At 45.1% G+C, this 18407-nt stretch carries 8 protein-coding genes; 5 read left to right on the forward strand and 3 right to left on the reverse strand.

Going from position 1 to position 18407, the window contains the following annotated elements; all coding sequences use genetic code 11:
• Nucleotides 1-97 precede the first annotated feature (97 nt).
• A complete protein-coding gene (locus V2H45_RS07075; RefSeq protein WP_330482923.1) occupies nt 98-4966 on the forward strand; it encodes a PAS domain S-box protein in 4869 nt (1622 codons plus the stop codon).
• 156 nt (nt 4967-5122) lie between these two features.
• Here V2H45_RS07075 and V2H45_RS07080 read toward each other — a convergent pair whose 3' ends face one another.
• The gene (locus tag V2H45_RS07080) at nt 5123-5347 is read right to left on the reverse strand and encodes a hypothetical protein (protein ID WP_330482924.1); all 225 of its coding nucleotides are present in this window, start codon (nt 5345-5347) and stop codon (nt 5123-5125) included.
• A 208-nt stretch (nt 5348-5555) separates the two neighbouring features.
• On the opposite strand from V2H45_RS07080, the gene V2H45_RS07085 reads away from it, so the two are divergent.
• The gene (locus V2H45_RS07085; protein WP_330482925.1) at nt 5556-10127 is read left to right on the forward strand and encodes a PAS domain S-box protein; all 4572 of its coding nucleotides are present in this window, start codon (nt 5556-5558) and stop codon (nt 10125-10127) included.
• A 67-nt stretch (nt 10128-10194) separates the two neighbouring features.
• Nucleotides 10195-15123, forward strand: coding sequence for a PAS domain S-box protein (locus V2H45_RS07090; RefSeq protein WP_330482926.1), 4929 nt, complete (start codon nt 10195-10197; stop codon nt 15121-15123).
• Nucleotides 15124-15248: 125 nt separating this feature from the next.
• On the opposite strand, the gene V2H45_RS07095 is transcribed toward V2H45_RS07090, so the two are convergent.
• Nucleotides 15249-15662, reverse strand: a complete 414-nt coding sequence (locus V2H45_RS07095) for a GPW/gp25 family protein (protein ID WP_330482927.1) — start codon at nt 15660-15662, stop codon at nt 15249-15251.
• A gap of 141 nt (nt 15663-15803) precedes the next feature.
• On the opposite strand from V2H45_RS07095, the gene folK reads away from it, so the two are divergent.
• Both folK and nadC read left to right on the forward strand, forming a co-directional pair.
• Complete coding sequence (folK, locus tag V2H45_RS07100; protein ID WP_330482928.1) at nt 15804-16316, forward strand: 2-amino-4-hydroxy-6-hydroxymethyldihydropteridine diphosphokinase; 513 nt, start codon at nt 15804-15806, stop codon at nt 16314-16316.
• Nucleotides 16317-16375: 59 nt separating this feature from the next.
• Complete coding sequence (gene nadC, locus V2H45_RS07105) at nt 16376-17224, forward strand: carboxylating nicotinate-nucleotide diphosphorylase (RefSeq protein ID WP_330482929.1); 849 nt, start codon at nt 16376-16378, stop codon at nt 17222-17224.
• Here the strand turns inward: nadC and carA are convergent.
• Nucleotides 17221-18387, reverse strand: a complete 1167-nt coding sequence (gene carA, locus V2H45_RS07110; protein ID WP_330482930.1) for a glutamine-hydrolyzing carbamoyl-phosphate synthase small subunit — start codon at nt 18385-18387, stop codon at nt 17221-17223. The two genes, nadC and carA, sit on opposite strands and share 4 nt — an antisense overlap.
• Between the last annotated feature and the right edge of the window lie 20 nt (nt 18388-18407).

Consider the following 18407-nt stretch of genomic DNA (forward strand, 5'->3'; position numbering starts at 1 on the left):
TTGTCATAAAAATCTTAGGTTCACCAACAGAGCTTTAGAGAGATACCCGACCTAATTTTGAGCCATAAAGTATGACTTGGCTGTTAAGTAGCTTTTGATGAAAAATAAATCGTTAACCAAACGCTTTGCTTTCGATAACATCTCTCTGCGATGGGTGTTGGTGGTTCCTTTTGTGGTGCAAATTGTGGGGGCAGTAGGATTGGTGGGCTATCTTTCCTATCGCAGCGGACAGGTTGCCGTAGAAAATTTGGCAAATCAGGTGATGCGAGAAACAGGCGATCGCATCGATCAAAACCTGAGTAGCTATTTACGCAAACCCATAGAAATCAGTCAGAATAATGCCGTCGCTCTCAAACTCGGACTTCTGGACTGGCAAAATTTAGCAACGGTAGAGCGATATTATTGGCAGCAATCGCAAATCTATACGGATGTGTCGGCGCTAGCGATCGCAACGGAACAGAAAGATATTTTAATCGTAGAGAAATTAGATGATGGTTCCCGTGCGATTCGACTGAGGGATAAAACCACAAATTACAATTGGGATAATTACCTTGCAGATAGTGAAGGCAATCGCGTCCAACTCCTGTGGCGATCGACCACCTACGACCCTCATAATGACCCGCCAAATAACCCTTGGTACGGTCGCACAAAACGAGCAGGGCGATCGATCTGGCAGATCAGTGTTTCGCTAGGTAACCCTAACAAACCTGCATTGGTTGCGGTGAATTTCCTACCATTTTTCGATCGCCAAAATACCTTCCAAGGGGTTGTGGGAACGGCAGTTTCTTTGAATCAATTGGGTGATTTTCTCCGAAAGTTAAAAATCGGCAAAACAGGACAAGCCTTTATTGTCGAGCGTAACGGTCTCATGATTGGAACTTCAACAGGAGAAATCCCTTTTCGCCAAGGTTTACTTGCTCCCCTGACCTCAGAGAATGTTGTTAAGAATGTCGATCCTACAAATCGCAGGCTCAGCATTGTCAGTAGTCAGAATTCCTTGACCCAAATCATTGCCCAGAAACTGATAGAGCGCTTTGGTAGCTTAGCCTCTATTAAAGAAGAGCTTCAGTTTCGGGTTGAAAGCAGCGGTCAAAGCTATTTTGTGCGTATTTTCCCTCTCAAAAGGGAGCCAGACGATCGAGAATTAGACTGGTTAGCAGTTGTGGTTATCCCTGAATCTGACTTTATGGCAGAAATTCAGGCAAATGCAAACTGGACAATTCTCTTTAGTGGAATTACGCTTTTCATTGCTTCGGGAATTGGTTTGCTAACGGCGCGATGGATTGCGCGTCCGATTTTGCGCTTGAGTCGTGCCAGTCAAGATTTAGTCAGCGGACATTTAGGGCGAGAATTACCTGAGAGCAGTGCGATCGCAGAGCTAAACGCCCTTTTGGACTCCTTTGCCCAGATGGCAAAAACACTCAAGGGGACGTTGCACGAATCTGAAGAAAAATTTGCCAAAGTATTTCGCGCGAGCCCCGATCCGATCTCGATTGTTAGTCTTGCGGATGGTACTTATCTCGATGTCAACGATGAATATTTAGCGTTCACGGGCTATGCGCGTGAGGAGATTGTCGGACGGACGGCGCGCGAAATCAAACTAGTCAAAGATCCCGCGCAAGTTCAGGAAATAATTGACTTGTTACAAGCGCATCAATCGATTCGGGACTTTGAAATTGAAGGTTGTGTCAAGTCTGGAGAAGCGATCGCGGGTCTGGTGTCTTTAGAAGTTCTAGAGCTAAACGGACAGCCCTGCGTTCTTTCTGTATTTAAAAATATTAGCGATCGCAAACGGGCAGAGGCTTCACTGCGCCAAAGCGAGTCTAGAAATCGCGCGATTTTATCAGCAATACCTGACTTGATGTTTCAGGTCAGTGCTGAAGGTATCTATTTAGACTGTTTTCCTTCCAGTACAGTCAAGGATTTGATCGTAGTTGATACCAACCCAGTTGGAAAACAGCTAAAAGAAGTATTGCCACTCGAACTTGCCGAACGCAAACTGAGCTATATCCAGCAGGCATTAACAACTGGAGAAATTCAACTCTACGAGCAGCAACTGCAAATCGATGGCAGCATTCAATATGAAGAGGTAAGGATTTTCAAGATTAACGAGCGAGAAGTCCTGACTATGATCAGAAATGTTACCGATCGCAAGCAGACCGAAGCTCAACTGAAGCATAGCGAAGCAACCAATCGTGCCATTCTAAATGCGATTCCAGACCTTCTTTTGAGAATTGGACGGGATGGTTCTTGCTATGACTTGATTTTACCTGTAAACGATGCCTCTGGAACGTATCTCCCCATCGTAAGTCACCTCTCAGAAGTGTTATCGCCAGACTTGCTTAATTTTGAATTACAACAAATTGAACGAGCACTTTCCACGGGGGAGTTACAGATCTGGGAACATCAAATTCTCAAGTATGGGAAACCCTGTGATGAAGAGGTGCGGGTGTCTCCCTTTAGTGACGATGAATGCTTGGTAATTGTCAGAGATGTCAGCGATCGCAAGCAGGCAGAGGCTTCACTCCGTCAAAGCGAGTCCAGAAATCGGGCGATTTTAGAGGCAATACCCGACTTGATGTTTCATATTGGTGATGCTGGGGTCTATCTCGACTATTTCCCGACAAATCAATCGAAAGATCTGATCATGTTGGGGTCAGATCTGATTGGCAAACATCTTTCAGAAGTTTTGCCCTTAGAACTTGCCGAACTTAGAATGAGCTATATCCAGCAGGCATTAATCACCGGGGAAATCCAAATCTACGAGCATCAACTTCCAATTGCAGATCGGCTTCAATATGAAGAAACAAGGATTGTCAAGATTAAAGAGCGTGAAGTCTTGGTGATGGTTCGGAATATTAGCGATCGCAAACAAGCTGAACTGGCTTTACAACAAGAGTTACTGCGGCGATCCACAATCTTCAATGCGTCTTCAGATGGTATCCACATTTTAGACTTAGAAGGCGATTTGCTTGAATCTAATGACAGATTTGCACAAATGCTAGGCTACACACCTGCTGAAGTTGTTAACTTTAATGCTGCTGACTGGGATGCCCAATGGACTCGTGAAGAACTTCGCCAAATCATCAGGACACCTTCCTTTGATGATAATGCGTTTGAAACCCTGCATCGCCGCAAAGATGGTTCGATATTTCCTGTTGAAATTTCTCGACGAGAGATGGAGTGGCAAGGCAAATCTGCTCTCGTTTGTATTTCGCGTGATATCAGCGATCGCAAACAGGCAGAATTAGCCCTGAGAGAAAGTGAAGCCAAGCTCAGAGAGGCTTATGCCGAGGATAACGCTCTGTTTGCGGCGATGAGCGATGTGGTATTGGTACGTAATGCAGAAGGACGTTGCCTCAAAATCGCAACTCAAAATCCCACAAATTTATTAGGAAAATCTGAAGAGGTACTCGCGAAGTCTATCTATGAAGAGCTACCAAAACAACAAGCGGACATTATTCTTAGTGCCATTTGCCAGGCTTTAGAGACAAGACAAACTATAAATTGTGACTACTGCTTAGCAATAAGTGGTAAAGAAGTTTGGTTTACTGCCAGTATCTCTGCGATCGCGGAGGATAGGGTAATCCAGATTGCTCGAGATATTACGGAACGCAAGCAAGCAGAATTTGCCTTAGCAAAAGCGAAGGAAGCCGCAGAGGCAGCAACCAAAGCTAAGAGCGAGTTTCTTGCCAATATGAGTCATGAAATCCGTACACCGATGAATGGCGTGTTAGGAATGGCACAATTGCTGGCTCACACCGATTTGACAGAAGAGCAACAGGACTTTGTGCAGACAATCCAAGATAGTGGTGATGCACTGCTTGCGATCATTAACGATATTCTTGACTTCTCTAAAATTGAGTCAGGTAAGTTTGAGATCGAAGCCTGTGAGTTTGTGCTTACAGACTTGGTGCAATCGGTCTGTAATCTCTTGAGCAGACAGGCAAGCGATAAAAATATTATCTTAAATTATTCGATCGATTCCGATCTACCTAAAGCCTTTGTGGCAGATGCTGCACGTATCCGCCAAGTCCTCTTAAACTTGGTGGGTAATGCGATCAAATTTACCAAAACAGGAAATGTGGGAATAGAGGTTAGCTATCAGTTCGGCGATCTATCAAGCAACCAGTTAGAAGATGGAGGAGGAGATTTCTTACACTTTGCGATTCAAGATACGGGTATTGGGATTGACCGCGATCGCATCGATAAATTATTTCAACCATTCACCCAGGCTGATGCTTCCATTAGTCGTAAATATGGAGGCACAGGTTTAGGCTTAGCGATTAGCATGCGTCTGGTCGAGTTAATGGGAGGCACAATTTGGGTAGAGAGTCGGGGGGCAGTCGGAGGCAATCCTCCAGTAGATTGGATCGTAGACCCCGCGAAAACCAATAGTCAAGGTTCTCAAGGTTCTATTTTCCACTTTGCGATCGCGGTGCAATCTAATTTTTTAGGGATGCAACCGATACAAGATTATTTATCTACAGGCGATCGCGCATCTACACTAGATGACACGATGGCAAAAAGAATGCCTCTGCGAATTTTGCTCGCTGAAGATAGTCGCCTCAACCAAAAGCTTACCTGCATTGTGTTACGAAAACTTGGCTATGCTGTCGATGTCGCGAACAATGGACGCGAGGCTCTAGAGATGCTCTACGACCGAAATTATGATGTGGTTTTGATGGACTTGCAAATGCCAGAAATGGATGGTTTAACGGCGACTCAAGTGATTCGCAAAGATTTTCGCGATTCCCCCAATGGCGATGCATCTCGCTCTGTTCAGCCTTGGATTATTGCGATGACTGCCAATGCCCTACCAGAAGATCGTCAAATCTGTTTGGATGCAGGAATGAATGACTATATCAGTAAACCGATTCAGATCGAAGAAGTGATTGATGTGCTGATGCGATCGTTTCAACAGCTCAACGTGCAAAATATTCCAATACCTCAAACTGAAAGCTAAACTTCTTGAGATGCGACAGGTCTAGCTCTCCTTATTCCTTAATGTGAATTTGGGTTAATGATTTTGGAACAAAGCAAGCTAACCTGTTGAAAATAATAGCTCGATCCCTTTGTTTTTCGGGAAGTCATGTCGAGGCTACAAAAGAGAGGTTTTGTATTATAAAGATTCAAAATTAGTAGTAAATCCTTCAAATTTGGTGCAATCTTCCTGAAAGGACTCAGAATCACAAAGAGCTTCAATTTTGTAAGACATGATGCGAGTGTCATCTGGCATTTTTTTTGAACCAATTAATTCGGCTTGATAGGTCTCTGCTAACTTTGCAAAGTCTACTCCACAGAGCTTCCATGCTTCTCCAGAACAGGTGATATTGACTTGCCACATAGTTAACTCGTTATGATGATTGCGCTATCATCCCATAAGTCCTAACATTTTCAAAAAAGCTTCCTTTTCGAAAGACCGTGCATAGCACGGAACTCAAATCTCGAGCTGTTGCAATTTCAATTGAAATTGGTATGAGCGATCTGGTGAGATATTGTTTAAACTTGGAAAACAGTATCTTTTTTGTTGATGGGCAATGTAATTTATTCACATGTCTTTGCATAACGCAGCCAAACGCTCAGTTGTCGATCGCATCTCTCTCAGGTGGGTGCTGATCGTTCCGTTTGTGGTGCAGATTGTTGGGGCAGTAGGTTTGGTAGGCTATCTTTCCTATCGCAGCGGACAGGCAGCCGTAGAAAATTTAGCAGATCGGGTGATGGATCAAGCAACCAATCGGATTCGAGATCGCCTCGACACATCTTTGCAAACGTCACAACAAGCGGTGGTAGTTAATCAGCTTGCTGCTCATCAGGGGCGTCTTGACCTTAAGAACTTTGATCGATTGCAAGAAAACCTTTGGCAGCAGATCCAGCTATCGCCGTCATTGCCCTCTACGTTCTTTGCCAATGAGCAAGGAGAGGAGGTTGGTTACACGAGGTTGCTTAGTCGCGAGATGGTGGAGCAAGCCAAAAAGGCATCGGGGGAAAATTTAGAGATTGGGACGTTGCTTCTAGGTGAAATTAAACCTGCTCATTCTGCCCAACGGAAATATTATCTGGTTGACGATCGAGGCAGAGCTAAGAAGTTGATTTATACGCTGACCATCGATAATCGAACAACGCCGTGGTACCAGACTGGAATAACCGCTCAAAAACAAGCTTGGTCGCCTATTTTTGTTTTCCGAGCTGTGCCAAGTTTAGGCATTACCGCTGTGGTATCTGTCCATGGTGCAACGGGAAAGTTTGAGGGTATGTTTGGTACTAGTGTGGCTTTGTCTGATATTGGGACTTTTTTAAGCAAATTGAATTTTTCGCCCTCGGAGCAAACATTTATTCTGGAGCGCTCTGGCGATCTAGTTGCAACTTCCACGCTAGAAATTCCTTATATCAAGCTAGAAAAGGGACAGCCGATCCGCTTGCCAGCTACCCAGAGTCAAGATGCGCGTACAAGTGCGATCGCTACCCAACTCAAGCAGCAATATGGCGATCTGCGTCAAATTCAATCTCATCAACGCTTTACAGTCGTGGTTGAGGGACAAAAGCTGTTCGCACAAGTCAATCCTTACCAGGATAAATACGGTCTAGATTGGTTGCTCTTGACCGTAATCCCAGAGTCTGACTTTATGTCAGAAATTCAGGCAAATACCAACCAGACCATTTTCTTAAGTGGAATCACGCTGTTGATTGCAACGGGAATTGGGCTGTTAACTGCACGTTGGATTGCTGCTCCCATGCAACGTCTGAGTAAAGCCAGTCAAGACTTAGCGGATGGAAAGTTTGGGCAGACATTACCAGAAAATCATGCGATCGCTGAGTTACAAGTGCTGACGCGATCGTTCAATCAAATGTCAGAGCAATTGCAAACATCTTTGGAGAGTAAAATTGCCAAGGAGGCATTAGAGCAAGCGGATGCACAATATCGTTCCTTATTGGCATTGATTCCCGTTGGTATTTTTCGAGACGATATTGAAGGTAAATGTATTTACGCCAACGAAAAGACCTTACAACTGTCTGGTGTGTCTTTAGAAGGTTACTTGGGTTTTGCTTGGCTTGAAAGGTTGCATCCGAACGATCGAGAGTTAATAAAGACCAAATGGGATACCTTTGTCGAACAGGCCAAGGTCGATCCCCAGGCGTTCTATCAATTGGAAAGCCGCAGGCAGCGACCAGATGGTTCCTTTACTTGGGTTCTGTCTCAGGCTGTAGCAGAGAGAAATCAAGCAAGTGAAGTCACAGGCTATCTTGGCACAGTTACGGATATTACCGATCGCAAGCAAGCAGAAATAGACCTCCGCGAATCGGAAACTAGATTTTCGACCATTTTTCATACTAGCCCCGATCCTGTATGGATTGCTACGCTCGCAGACGGGCTGTGTTTGGATGTGAATGAAAGTTTGTGCCAATTCTTACATGCTACTCGTGAAGAGATTGTCGGAAAAACCTGTGTAGAATTTGGCCTGTGGGAAAATCTGGAGAATCTGCATCACTTTAGACAAACGTTGATTTTGCAGAAGATGATCCAAAATTTTGAGGTGAAGGTTCGCACGCGATCGAATCAATTGAAGACTGTTTTGATGTCGGCGAGAGCAGAATGGCTGGATGGGCAAGATTGCGTAATTGGCATGATGAAGGATATCAGCGATCGCAAACAAGCTGAAGAGGCACTCACTGAATCTGAGAACCAACTTCGCAATCTATTTGCTGGTATGAAGGATTTTATCTTTGTCCTAAATAGCGAAGGTAGGTATCTCAAAGTTGCTCCTACCCAATCCAATATTGAAAGCAATGGTTTCGATAAGATTAATCAGACTTTGCAGGAGCACTTCCCTCCCTCTACAGCCGATCTCTTTTTAGAAACTATTCAGCAAGTCCTGAAGACCCAGGAAAGTAAAGAGCTTGAATATTCTATAGAACTACAGGGTAGAGAATTATGGTTCTCTACCATTGTGTCACCTTTAAGCTATGAATCTGTATTGTGGGTCGCTCGTAATATTAGCGATCGCAAGCAAGCAGAAGCAGCATTAGATAAGTCTGAAACACAACTCCGAGATGCTTATGCCGAACTGAATGCCTTGTTTACTTCCATGAGCGATATGGTATTGGTTCGTAATGCTGAAGGGCGTTGTCTCAAGATCGCACCGACCGACTTGACTAATTTGATCGGAAAGCCCGAAGAAATTATCGGGCAGTCAATTTATAAAGAACTTCCCCAAAAGTCAGCAGATATTATTTTACAGAACTTGAAGCAGTCGCTTGCGCAAAAAAAGACTGTGAATTGTGACTACAGTTTAGAAGTCGATGGGAAAGAGAAATGGTTTGCAGCGAGTATTTCTCCAATTTCTGAAGATACTGCGATCCAGATTTCACGGGACATTACCGATCGCAAACAAGCAGAGATTGCCTTAGCGCAAGCCAAAGAAGCTGCAGAGGTTGCCAATAGAGCCAAGAGTGAATTTCTAGCTAATATGAGCCACGAAATTCGCACGCCGATGAATGGGGTCTTAGGTATGGCAGAACTACTTTCCTATACAGATCTTACCGACGAACAGCAAGATTTCGTGCAAACCATTCGAGACAGTGGCTCAGCACTTCTCTCCATCATTAATGACATTCTTGACTTCTCAAAAATTGAAGCAGGAAAATTTGAAATTGAGGAAAACCCATTTAAGCTGTCCGATCTAGTGCAATCAGTCTGTAATTTGTTGAACGGTCAAGCAAAGCAAAAAGAAATTGATTTGCAATATGCGATCGCCTCTGAAATCCCTGCTGCTTTAATTGGGGATGAAAATCGCTTGCGCCAGGTATTGATTAATCTAGTGGGTAATGCGATCAAATTTACAAACAGTGGCGAAGTGCTTGTAGAAGTTAGCTATCAGCAAGAATTCTCTAGCGATCGGCAGTCAGCGATCGGCAGCCAGCAAAATGGAAAACCTGATAGTTCTTTGCAGGGAGTGAAAGGTTTCTTACAATTTATGATTCAAGATAGTGGGATCGGCATTGAACCCGATCGCATAGACCAGTTATTTCAAGCCTTTACCCAAGCCGATGCATCCTTTAGTCGCAAATATGGCGGTACAGGACTAGGATTGGCAATCAGCAAAAGTTTAGTCGCTTTGATGGGAGGCACAATTTGGGTGGAGAGTTACGGTCATGTGGGAGGGGAGCCTCCTTTAAATTGGAAATCCGATCGCAATACCCAAGGCTCAAATTTCTATTTTACGGTCGCGGCGTCTGAAAATTTGCAACCGATAGAGCCTAATGCTCTGATGCGCGATCGCATGATAATCGATGCGACGATGGCAGAGAGATTTCCCCTACAAATTTTGTTAGTAGAAGATACCCCCCTCAATCAAAAGCTAGCCTGCTATATCTTAAAAAAGCTTGGTTATGACATTGAGGTTGCCCAGAATGGACGCGAGGGTATCAAAAAACTAAAGGAGAGCAATTACGAAGTCATTCTCATGGATATGCAAATGCCAGAGATGGATGGTTTAACAGCTACGAAAGAGATACGCAAACAAGGAACACATACCACTCAACCTTGGATCGTTGCCATGACTGCCAATGCATTGCCAGAAGACAGACAAAAATGTATTGCCGCAGGGATGAATGACTATATCAGTAAGCCTATTCGGATTGAAGAAGTTCTTCGTGTACTGATGCAATATGCGGAAATTAAAAAAGTCGAAAGATCTCAACTTGAAGGTCAAGATTCTTTGGTGTCTACGGTTCTATCTAACTTTAACCAACCTCCTAATTTTGCCACACCCACCCTTGACATGTCTTATTTCCAAGACTTGTATGCGATCGATCGCAATCAGAAACGTTCTGCGATTGAGATGCAAGAGATTCTTGGCTTAATTCTTGAGGATGTGGGTATTGAATTCCAATCGATTCAAACTGCAAGGATTCAAAACGATGCCGTTCAGATATCGCGCAAAGTTCATGCACTCAAAAATTTGGCAGTCCTGTTTCATGAGACTGTATTGGTAAACTTATGTGTTGAGCTAGAGATTATGTCAAAATCAGGGGAGATCTTATTGTCCATTGAGTGGTGGCAAAATTTTGTGACTGAGTACCAACAATTTGTTCTGAAGCTTAAACAAGAGCATCAGAGTTATTAGATTGATTTTGGAAATTTTTTATATAAAATATCTTTTTTGCTAGACTCATCATGTATAACGTATTTACATGTCTTCTCATAAATCAGCCAAACGCTTTCCATTAAATAGCATCTCCCTGCACTGGGTGCTGGTAGTTCCGTTTGTGCTACAAATTGTGGGGGCAGTGGGTCTGGTGGGCTATTTTTCCTATCGTAGTGGACAGGTGGCTGTAGAAAATATGGCGATCCCTTTGATGGCAGAAGTGGGCGATCGCATTGACCAAAATTTAGATCGTTACCTTCAAACCCCCACAGAAATTACAAGGAATAATGCTGCTGCAATTAAACTAGGGATCCTCGACTGGCGAGATATGTCAGCATTAGAGCGCTATTTTTGGCAGCAGTCTCAGATCTTTGATGGTGTAACCACCGTGGCGATCGCCACCGAGCAAAAAGAGATTTTGATTGTCGGAAAGCAAGATGATGGCTCCCATGTGATTCGATTACGGGATGCATCAACCAATTACAACTGGGACAATTTCCTTGCCGATGCTCAAGGGAATCGGATCCGCTTACTGAGACGGTCAACCACCTACGATCCTCATAACGATCCTCCTGGTAACCCTTGGTATCAGGAAGCTAAAACGACGCAGCGATCGTTCTGGCGATTGGTGGTTTCAAGAGCCGAAGAAAATAAGCCCAACCTTCATGTTGTGAATTTTTTACCCTTCTACGATCGCAATGACATTTTTCAGGGGGTTTTAGCTTCTTCGGTATCTTTGGTTGGGTTGGGTGATTATCTTAAGGGCTTAAAGATTGGGAAAACTGGGCAAGCTTTTGTCGTTGAGAAAAATGGATTATTCATTGGGACTTCAACAGGAGAAACGCCATTTCGGCAGGGGGCACTGCTTCCGCCAGTGGCAAGTAACGATCGGCAAAACCTCGATCCAGTCAAGCGCAGGTTAGACGCTGTAAACAGTAGCAATTCCATCACCCAAAAAGCAACGCAATATCTCATCGATCGCTTTGGTACGCTCGATCGCATTCGAGATCGACAGCAAGTTAACGTTGAAGTCGATGGTCAGCGCTACTTTGTGCAGGTAGTTCCATTACAGAGCAAACAAGATTTAAAGTGGCTGACGATTGTCGTAATTCCAGAGTCTGACTTTACGGCAGAAATTCAGACGAATAACAATTGGACAATTCTTTTATGCGGAATCACGCTTTTGGTCGCAACGGGAATTGGTTTGTTAACTGCCCGCTGGATTGTGACGCCAATTTTGCAATTGAGCCGAGCTAGTAAAGCGATCGCAGAGGGTTTGTGGCAAGTGTCTTTACCTGAAGATTCCAAAATCACCGAACTGAAGGTACTGTCAGAATCATTTAACTTGATGTCCGCTCAGTTGCACCAATCTTTGGATCTTGTAGAGTTTGCCCTTAAAGAGTCGCAAGAGAAGTATCAAACGCTATTTCAGATCTTGCCTATTGGGATCTCGATCACGGATATCGAAGGGCATATGATTGAAGGGAATCCTGCCGCAGAGAACATACTGGGAGTCACTTCCAAAGATCGTGCAAACCTAAATGATGGTCTGGGCTATGAAATTTTTCGCCCTGATGGTTCCCCGATGCCAGAGGAGGAATATCCCTGCGTTCGAGCTTTGCGAGATAACAGCTTTGTTCATCATGTCGAAATGGATATTGTGCGTGCCGATGGCAGCACCCGATCGCTGAGTGTCAGCGCCGCTCCCATCCCTTTAGAAAAATATGGGGCGGCGATCGCCTATATAGATATTACCAATCGCAAGCAAGCAGAAACCGCGCTCAAAGCCAGTGAGGCAAGGTTTCAGAGAATTGCGGCATCGTCACCTGGGGCAATCTACATTGCCATTCAGCGAACAGATGGTTCCGCTTTTTTTGAATTTATGAGTTCGGCGGGTGAGGAGATCTTTGAAGTGAGCAACGATCGCATCCTGCAAAATGCCAATCTCTGCTTTGAGCAGTTTCATCCTGACGATCTGGCTGGCTATCAAGAAGCGATGGCACGTCATCTGGAAACCAAGGAAGCCTTTCGCCATGAGTGGCGTATTATTACGCCTTCGGGCAAACTGAAATGGATTAAAGCAAATTCTCGCCTTGAGCAGCGAGACAATGGCGAGATTGCTTGGTATGGCATTATTTTAGATGTTAGCGCTCGCAAACTGGCGGAGCAGGAACTCATTCACAGTCGAGATTTGCGAGAAGAAGTTTTTAACGAGTCTGCGGATGCCATCTTTTTAGTCGATCACCAAACCCTACTCACCGTCGATTGCAATCGGCGGGCGGTGGAGCTGTTTGGTGCAGTTGATAAAGCTGAACTGATTGGCATTAAGGGGAAAACACTGCATCGCCATCAATTTTCTACCGATGAATCGAAGGGCATTCTTGCAGAAATACAAGCGCGAGGGGTTTGGAGTCGAGAAATAGAATATGTCACCCTTCAAGGTAGTGTCTTTTGGGGGAACATTGCTCTCAAACTGATTACGCTTGCTGGTCGCACGATGCAATTGGTGCGGATAACCGATATCAGCGATCGCAAGCAGATGGAAGTTGAGTTGATCGAAAGCAATCGCTTCATTCAAAACATTGCAGATTATTCGGCGCAGATTCTTTATATTTTGAATCCAGTAACTTGGACAAACCTATACGTCAATCGACAGTCCGTTGAGATTTTAGGCTATACACCTGAGGAGTTTCAACTAGGAGGTTCCCAATTTTTTCTAGACATCCTGCATCCCGATGATTTACCTTTAATGTCTCGAAATATTGAGTTCTGGGAAAATGCCCGTGATGGCGAAATTTTAACGACTGAATACCGAATGCGGCATAAAAATGGCTCTTGGTGTTGGCTGCGATCGCAAGAAGTCGTCTTTGCTAGAGATGAAAATAACCAAGTGGTCAAAGTTCTTGGTACTGCCCAGGATATCAGCGATCGCAAACATATCGAAAATATCCTGCAAGAGAGAGAAGCCCGCATTCGTGGCATTCTGCTGGCTATTCCCGATATCATTAATCTGATCGATGCGAATGGCATCTACCTTGAGTCAATTAGCTCTAGTACGCTCGTAGACATCATTCCCCAAAATATAGATCCAATCGGTAAACCTCTTGCAGAGTTAGTTCCTTCTGAGATTGCTTCATCTCAGCTTCAAGCAATTCAGACAGCATTATCTACGCACGAGCAGCAGATTCAAGAGCAGCAGATATTAGTAGGCGATCGCATCCAATATGAAGAAGTGCGAGTGGTTCCTATTCGAGATGATGCTGCCTTAGTTATGATTCGCGATATCAGCGATCGCAAGCAAATAGAGATTGCCTTGGCACAAGCCAAAGAAGAGGCTGAGGCAGCAACAAGGGCAAAGAGCGAGTTTCTCGCGAATATGAGTCATGAGATCCGTACTCCCATGAACGGCGTACTCGGCATGGCGCAATTGCTCTCTACCACTAATCTCACAGACGAACAAAAGGACTTCGTTCAAACAATCCAAGATAGTGGTGATGCCCTTCTCATTCTGATTAATGACATTCTAGATTTATCTAAAATCGAATCTGGTAAGTTGGAACTCGTAGAAGAAACTATTTTCCTGGAAGATGTCCTCAAATCTGTGTGCAATCTTTTAAACAGTCATGCACAAGACAAAGAGATCGATCTGCACTACTCGATCGATCCCAATCTACCCGTAGCGATCGCAGGAGATGGTTCTCGTCTGCGTCAAATTTTGCTGAATTTGGTGGGGAATGCGATTAAATTTACCCAACAGGGTAGTGTTTCTATCTCAGTTAGCAGTCGATCGCTTCCTGACGATTGTAATCAATGCGAACTGATGTTTTTGGTTAGTGATAGCGGTATTGGGATTGAGCGCGATCGCCTCGATAAACTATTCCAACCATTTACTCAGGCAGATGCTTCCATTAGCCGTAAATATGGCGGTACAGGTTTAGGGTTGGCGATCAGTAGGAGCTTGGTCGATCTGATGGGAGGCACAATTTGGGTAGAGAGCCGTGGTCATGTGGGGGGCAACCCTCCGTTAAATTGGAAATCTCATCAAAATACACAGGGCTCAATGTTCTATTTCACGATCGTAGCATCTGTAATCTCAGCGATCGAACAATCCCCCAAAGTCAGTAATAGTCTGTCGCTGATCGACCCTACCATGGCTCAGAGATTGCCCTTACAGATTTTGCTTGTAGAAGACAGCCAAATCAATCAAAAGTTGGCTGCTTATCTGTTCAAAAAGCTAGGCTATCGTCTCGATCTAGCCCATAATGGCTTCGAATGCATCCAAATGCTGAAAAAGCAAAGTTATGAAGTGATTTTGATGGATATGCAAATGCCAGTGATGGATGGTTTAACGGCGACAGAGGTCATACGCGAACAGCTAAAGCATCCCAGTCAACCTTGGATTATTGCCATGACTGCCAATGCTTTACCAGAAGATCGGCAAAAATGTATGGATGCAGGCATGAATGACTATATCAGCAAGCCCATTCGGGTTGAAGAAATTATTCGTGCACTGACACAATCTTTCCAGAATATAGATAAGAGCAATCTAGCTAAATCGCAAATTGAAATGCAAACCCAACAGGTAGTCAAAGCTCCATCTTCTGAATTCGCTTTCTATACGATTGACATGTCCTATTTTAATACTCTGTATGCGATCGATAAAAAAGATAATCTTTCCATTGCCGAGATTCATGAGATTCTTGGCCTAATCATTCGTGATGCAAGTGCTTCATTCCAGTCGCTCCAATCTGCAATTACTCAACTGGATGCCGCTCAAATTTCCTTTCATACGCATTCCCTCAAGAGTCTGAGTGCGATGTTTCGTGCGATCGCTCTGGTAAAACTCTGTGTCGAGCTAGAGACGATGGCAAAATCAGGCGAAGTCACACTTACAGTGGATTGGCGGCAAAATTTTGTCACAGAGTACGAGCAATTTATTGGAGCTCTCAACCAGGAGTATCAGAAACATCTATAATTTTGATTTTTTATGTAAGCGCACCTTAGCGGGGCATATTAATTGGGCGATCGCTCACAGTATTTATCGGTAGTCCTGTCATGCTAATACTGACTCAGGGGCAATTCCCAAAAACTAAATCTTGACTAACTCGGGGGCAATAGATAGAACGGATAGACGATACTACGCAGATCGTGGCTATCTTTAGGATAATAGAAAATCTTGAGGTCGAGTCTTCCTTTGATCGGATCTGAATCTGCATAAACTCCATCGACCTTAATCCGAGGTTCCCATTTTGTTAGGGCTTCCTTAACATAGATTCTTGCTAACAAAAGCGTTTGTGCATTCATCGGAGCAAAGGTCAGCTCTGATAAACGACTGCCAAAATCGGGTCGGTAAACCCTTTCGCCCAACTTGGTTGCTAGAATAATCTCGATCGATTCTTCAAGATTTCTCTCGGCTGCACTAAGTTTGAGCCCCCCTTGTAGTGTTGTATGAATTGGGAAGGCAATCCCTTTACCCAAGTAAGCCCGTTGTAGATCGTAAGGATTATCTGACATAGCAAAGCATTACATTTTAGTATGGTGGACAGCCAATTTCCTAACTACTTCAGATCTTAAACTTTCTGTAGCGCGATCTAAGGAAAAGTTTGGCAAATCTTCCATTACACTCAAGAAACGTTCAAAATTTACCCTTATCCTATGCCAAGCCTGTGCGCGATCGCTCTGGGAAGTAATCTAGGCGATTCATCTGCAACTGTCAATGCAGCACTCGATCGTCTTCATGCTAGTCCACAGGTGCATATTGTGCGGCGATCGCGCTGGTATCGCACAAAAGCGATTACGATGCCAGATAGCCCTCCCCAAGCCGATTACATTAATGGTTGCGCTATTCTCTCTACAGACCTGACTCCCTATGCCCTGTTGCAATTTTTGCTCGATACTGAGATTCAGTTTGGTCGAGAACGACGGGAACGTTGGGGCGCAAGGACTTTAGATTTAGACCTATTGCTCTATGGCGATCGTATTCTGGATACGGCAAACTTGGTCGTGCCCCATCCTCGCATGTGCGATCGCGCCTTTGTCCTGATTCCCCTCGCTGAAATCGCCCCCGACTGGATTCATCCCATCAATGGCTGCGCGATCGCCAAACTTGCCCTCGATCCCCCCGATCTGCCTTTTAGCTGCCCAGAACCGATTGAGCATTTACCTTGAGAATTTAACTTGAGAATTTGTCCTAGACTAGAAACTGACAAGTCTTCATCCCCAACCCTATGCTGCCTCCTGCAATTCTGCTAGATCCCTTAATTTCAAGCTGGTTACGCGAAGATATTGGTTGGGGCGATCGCACCACGTCGGGTATTTTTCCCACCTCTGCCCCAGAGGGTAAAGCGGTATGGATCGCAAAAGCCGAGGGTGCGATCGCAGGGCTACCGATCGCCGAGCGCGTATTTACCACCTTAGATCCCTCAGTGAAATTTATGGCGATCGCTCCTGAAGGCAGCAAAGTCCGATCGGGTGACAAGATTGCCAGCATCGAAGGTAGTCTCGCCACACTGCTTACAGGGGAAAGGGTTGCCCTCAATGTGGTGATGCGACTATCGGGGATCGCCACCCTGACGCACCAATATGTAGAAGCGATCGCCGATGCCCCCGCACAGTTGGTGGATACGCGCAAAACCACACCGGGTTTGCGGTTGTTAGAGAAATATGCCACCCAAGTTGGCGGTGCGATCAATCATCGCTTTGGGCTGGATGATGCGGTGATGATTAAAGATAACCATATTGCCGCTGCAGGAAGTATTGCCGAGGCAGTCAAACGGGTACGAGCCGCGATTCCCTTTACCACTTCGATCGAAGTGGAAACGGAAACCCTCGATCACGTCAAAGAAGCAGCAGCCTTGGCAATCGATGTAATTATGCTGGACAACATGAGCCTTGACCTGATGCGAGAAGCGATCGCCTGGATTCGCAGCCACAGCCCCAATACCAAAATTGAGGCATCAGGCAACATCACCCTTAGCACCATTAGAGAAATTGCCCAATTGGGAATGGACTATATTTCCACTAGTGCTATGGTGACGCGATCGCCTTGGCTCGATATTAGTATGCGGATTCTTTAACTAGCTGTTTTAACTGCCAGTTTCTGTTCGCGCATGGTATTGACAAACCGCTCAAATAAATAGTCAGCATCGTGAGGGCCGGGGCTAGCTTCGGGGTGATATTGCACCGAGAAAATGGGGAGCGTCTTGTGTTCTAGTCCCGCCACCGTGCGATCGTTCAGATTGAGATGCGTCACCTGAGCCACCGAATTGGTTAAAGAGTCGCCATCAAGGGCGAAACCATGGTTTTGACTGGTAATCTCTACCCTTTGGTCGGAGGTCGGTAGCTGATTTTTAGCGGGTTGATTTAAGCCGCGATGGCCAAACTTGAGCTTAAAGGTATCGCCACCCATAGACAAACCGAGAATTTGGTGTCCGAGACAGATGCCGAATAGGGGTTTGTCTGCCCCTAGTAAAGCCGTTGCTGTTTCGATGCCTGTCTTAACTGCCGCAGGGTCACCGGGACCATTCGACAAAAAGATGCCATCGGGTTTAAATTCCATGATTTTCTCTGGAGGCGTATCGGCAGGAACGACAATCACGCGGCAACCATAGCTGACCAATCGCCGCAAAATATTTCGCTTGACGCCAAAATCGATCGCAACCACGGTCAGAGGATTGGCAACATCAGGCGTTGCCTCCATAAATTCCCATTCTGAGGGGGTTGGTTCTGTCCACTCATAAACGCGCGGTGTTGTCACTGTTTGCGCCAGATTGAGTCCCTGCATGGAGGGGGCTGCTTTCACTTTTTCTAACAACTGTTGCGGATCGAGCACTTCGGTAGAAATGCCACCATTCATCGCGCCAAGAGAACGTAACTTGCGGGTGAGGGCGCGGGTGTCAATGCCAGCAATGCCGACGACGTTATTGGCTTTGAGGTAATCAGGTAAAGACTGTCGCGATCGCCAGTTGCTAGGAATGTAGGTAATGTTGCGTGCGATCGCACCTTTCACCTGCGGGCGGTCTGATTCTTCATCTTCAGGGGTAACACCCGTATTACCCAGTTCGGGATAGGTAAATGTGACGATTTGTCCGCGATAGCTTGGATCGGTTAAAACCTCTTGATAGCCAGTCATCCCAGTATTAAAAACCACTTCCCCGATCGCGGTTCCTGTGGCTCCAAAGGCATAACCTTGGTAGCAACTCCCATCTGCTAAAACTAGAATCGCTGGTTGTTTTGTCATAATCTGCTGCGTTTAACTCT

Origin of the sequence: Tumidithrix elongata BACA0141 (assembly GCF_036349135.1) — a bacterium.
GTDB lineage: Bacteria > Cyanobacteriota > Cyanobacteriia > Pseudanabaenales > Pseudanabaenaceae > Tumidithrix > Tumidithrix elongata.

Coding starts and splice junctions, on each gene's coding strand:
- V2H45_RS07075 (WP_330482923.1), top strand. CDS start 98: ATGAAAAATAAATCGTTAACCAAACGCTTTGCTTTCGATAACATCTCT.
- V2H45_RS07080 (WP_330482924.1), bottom strand. CDS start 5,347: ATGTGGCAAGTCAATATCACCTGTTCTGGAGAAGCATGGAAGCTCTGT.
- V2H45_RS07085 (WP_330482925.1), top strand. CDS start 5,556: ATGTCTTTGCATAACGCAGCCAAACGCTCAGTTGTCGATCGCATCTCT.
- V2H45_RS07090 (WP_330482926.1), top strand. CDS start 10,195: ATGTCTTCTCATAAATCAGCCAAACGCTTTCCATTAAATAGCATCTCC.
- V2H45_RS07095 (WP_330482927.1), bottom strand. CDS start 15,662: ATGTCAGATAATCCTTACGATCTACAACGGGCTTACTTGGGTAAAGGG.
- folK (WP_330482928.1), top strand. CDS start 15,804: ATGCCAAGCCTGTGCGCGATCGCTCTGGGAAGTAATCTAGGCGATTCA.
- nadC (WP_330482929.1), top strand. CDS start 16,376: ATGCTGCCTCCTGCAATTCTGCTAGATCCCTTAATTTCAAGCTGGTTA.
- carA (WP_330482930.1), bottom strand. CDS start 18,387: ATGACAAAACAACCAGCGATTCTAGTTTTAGCAGATGGGAGTTGCTAC.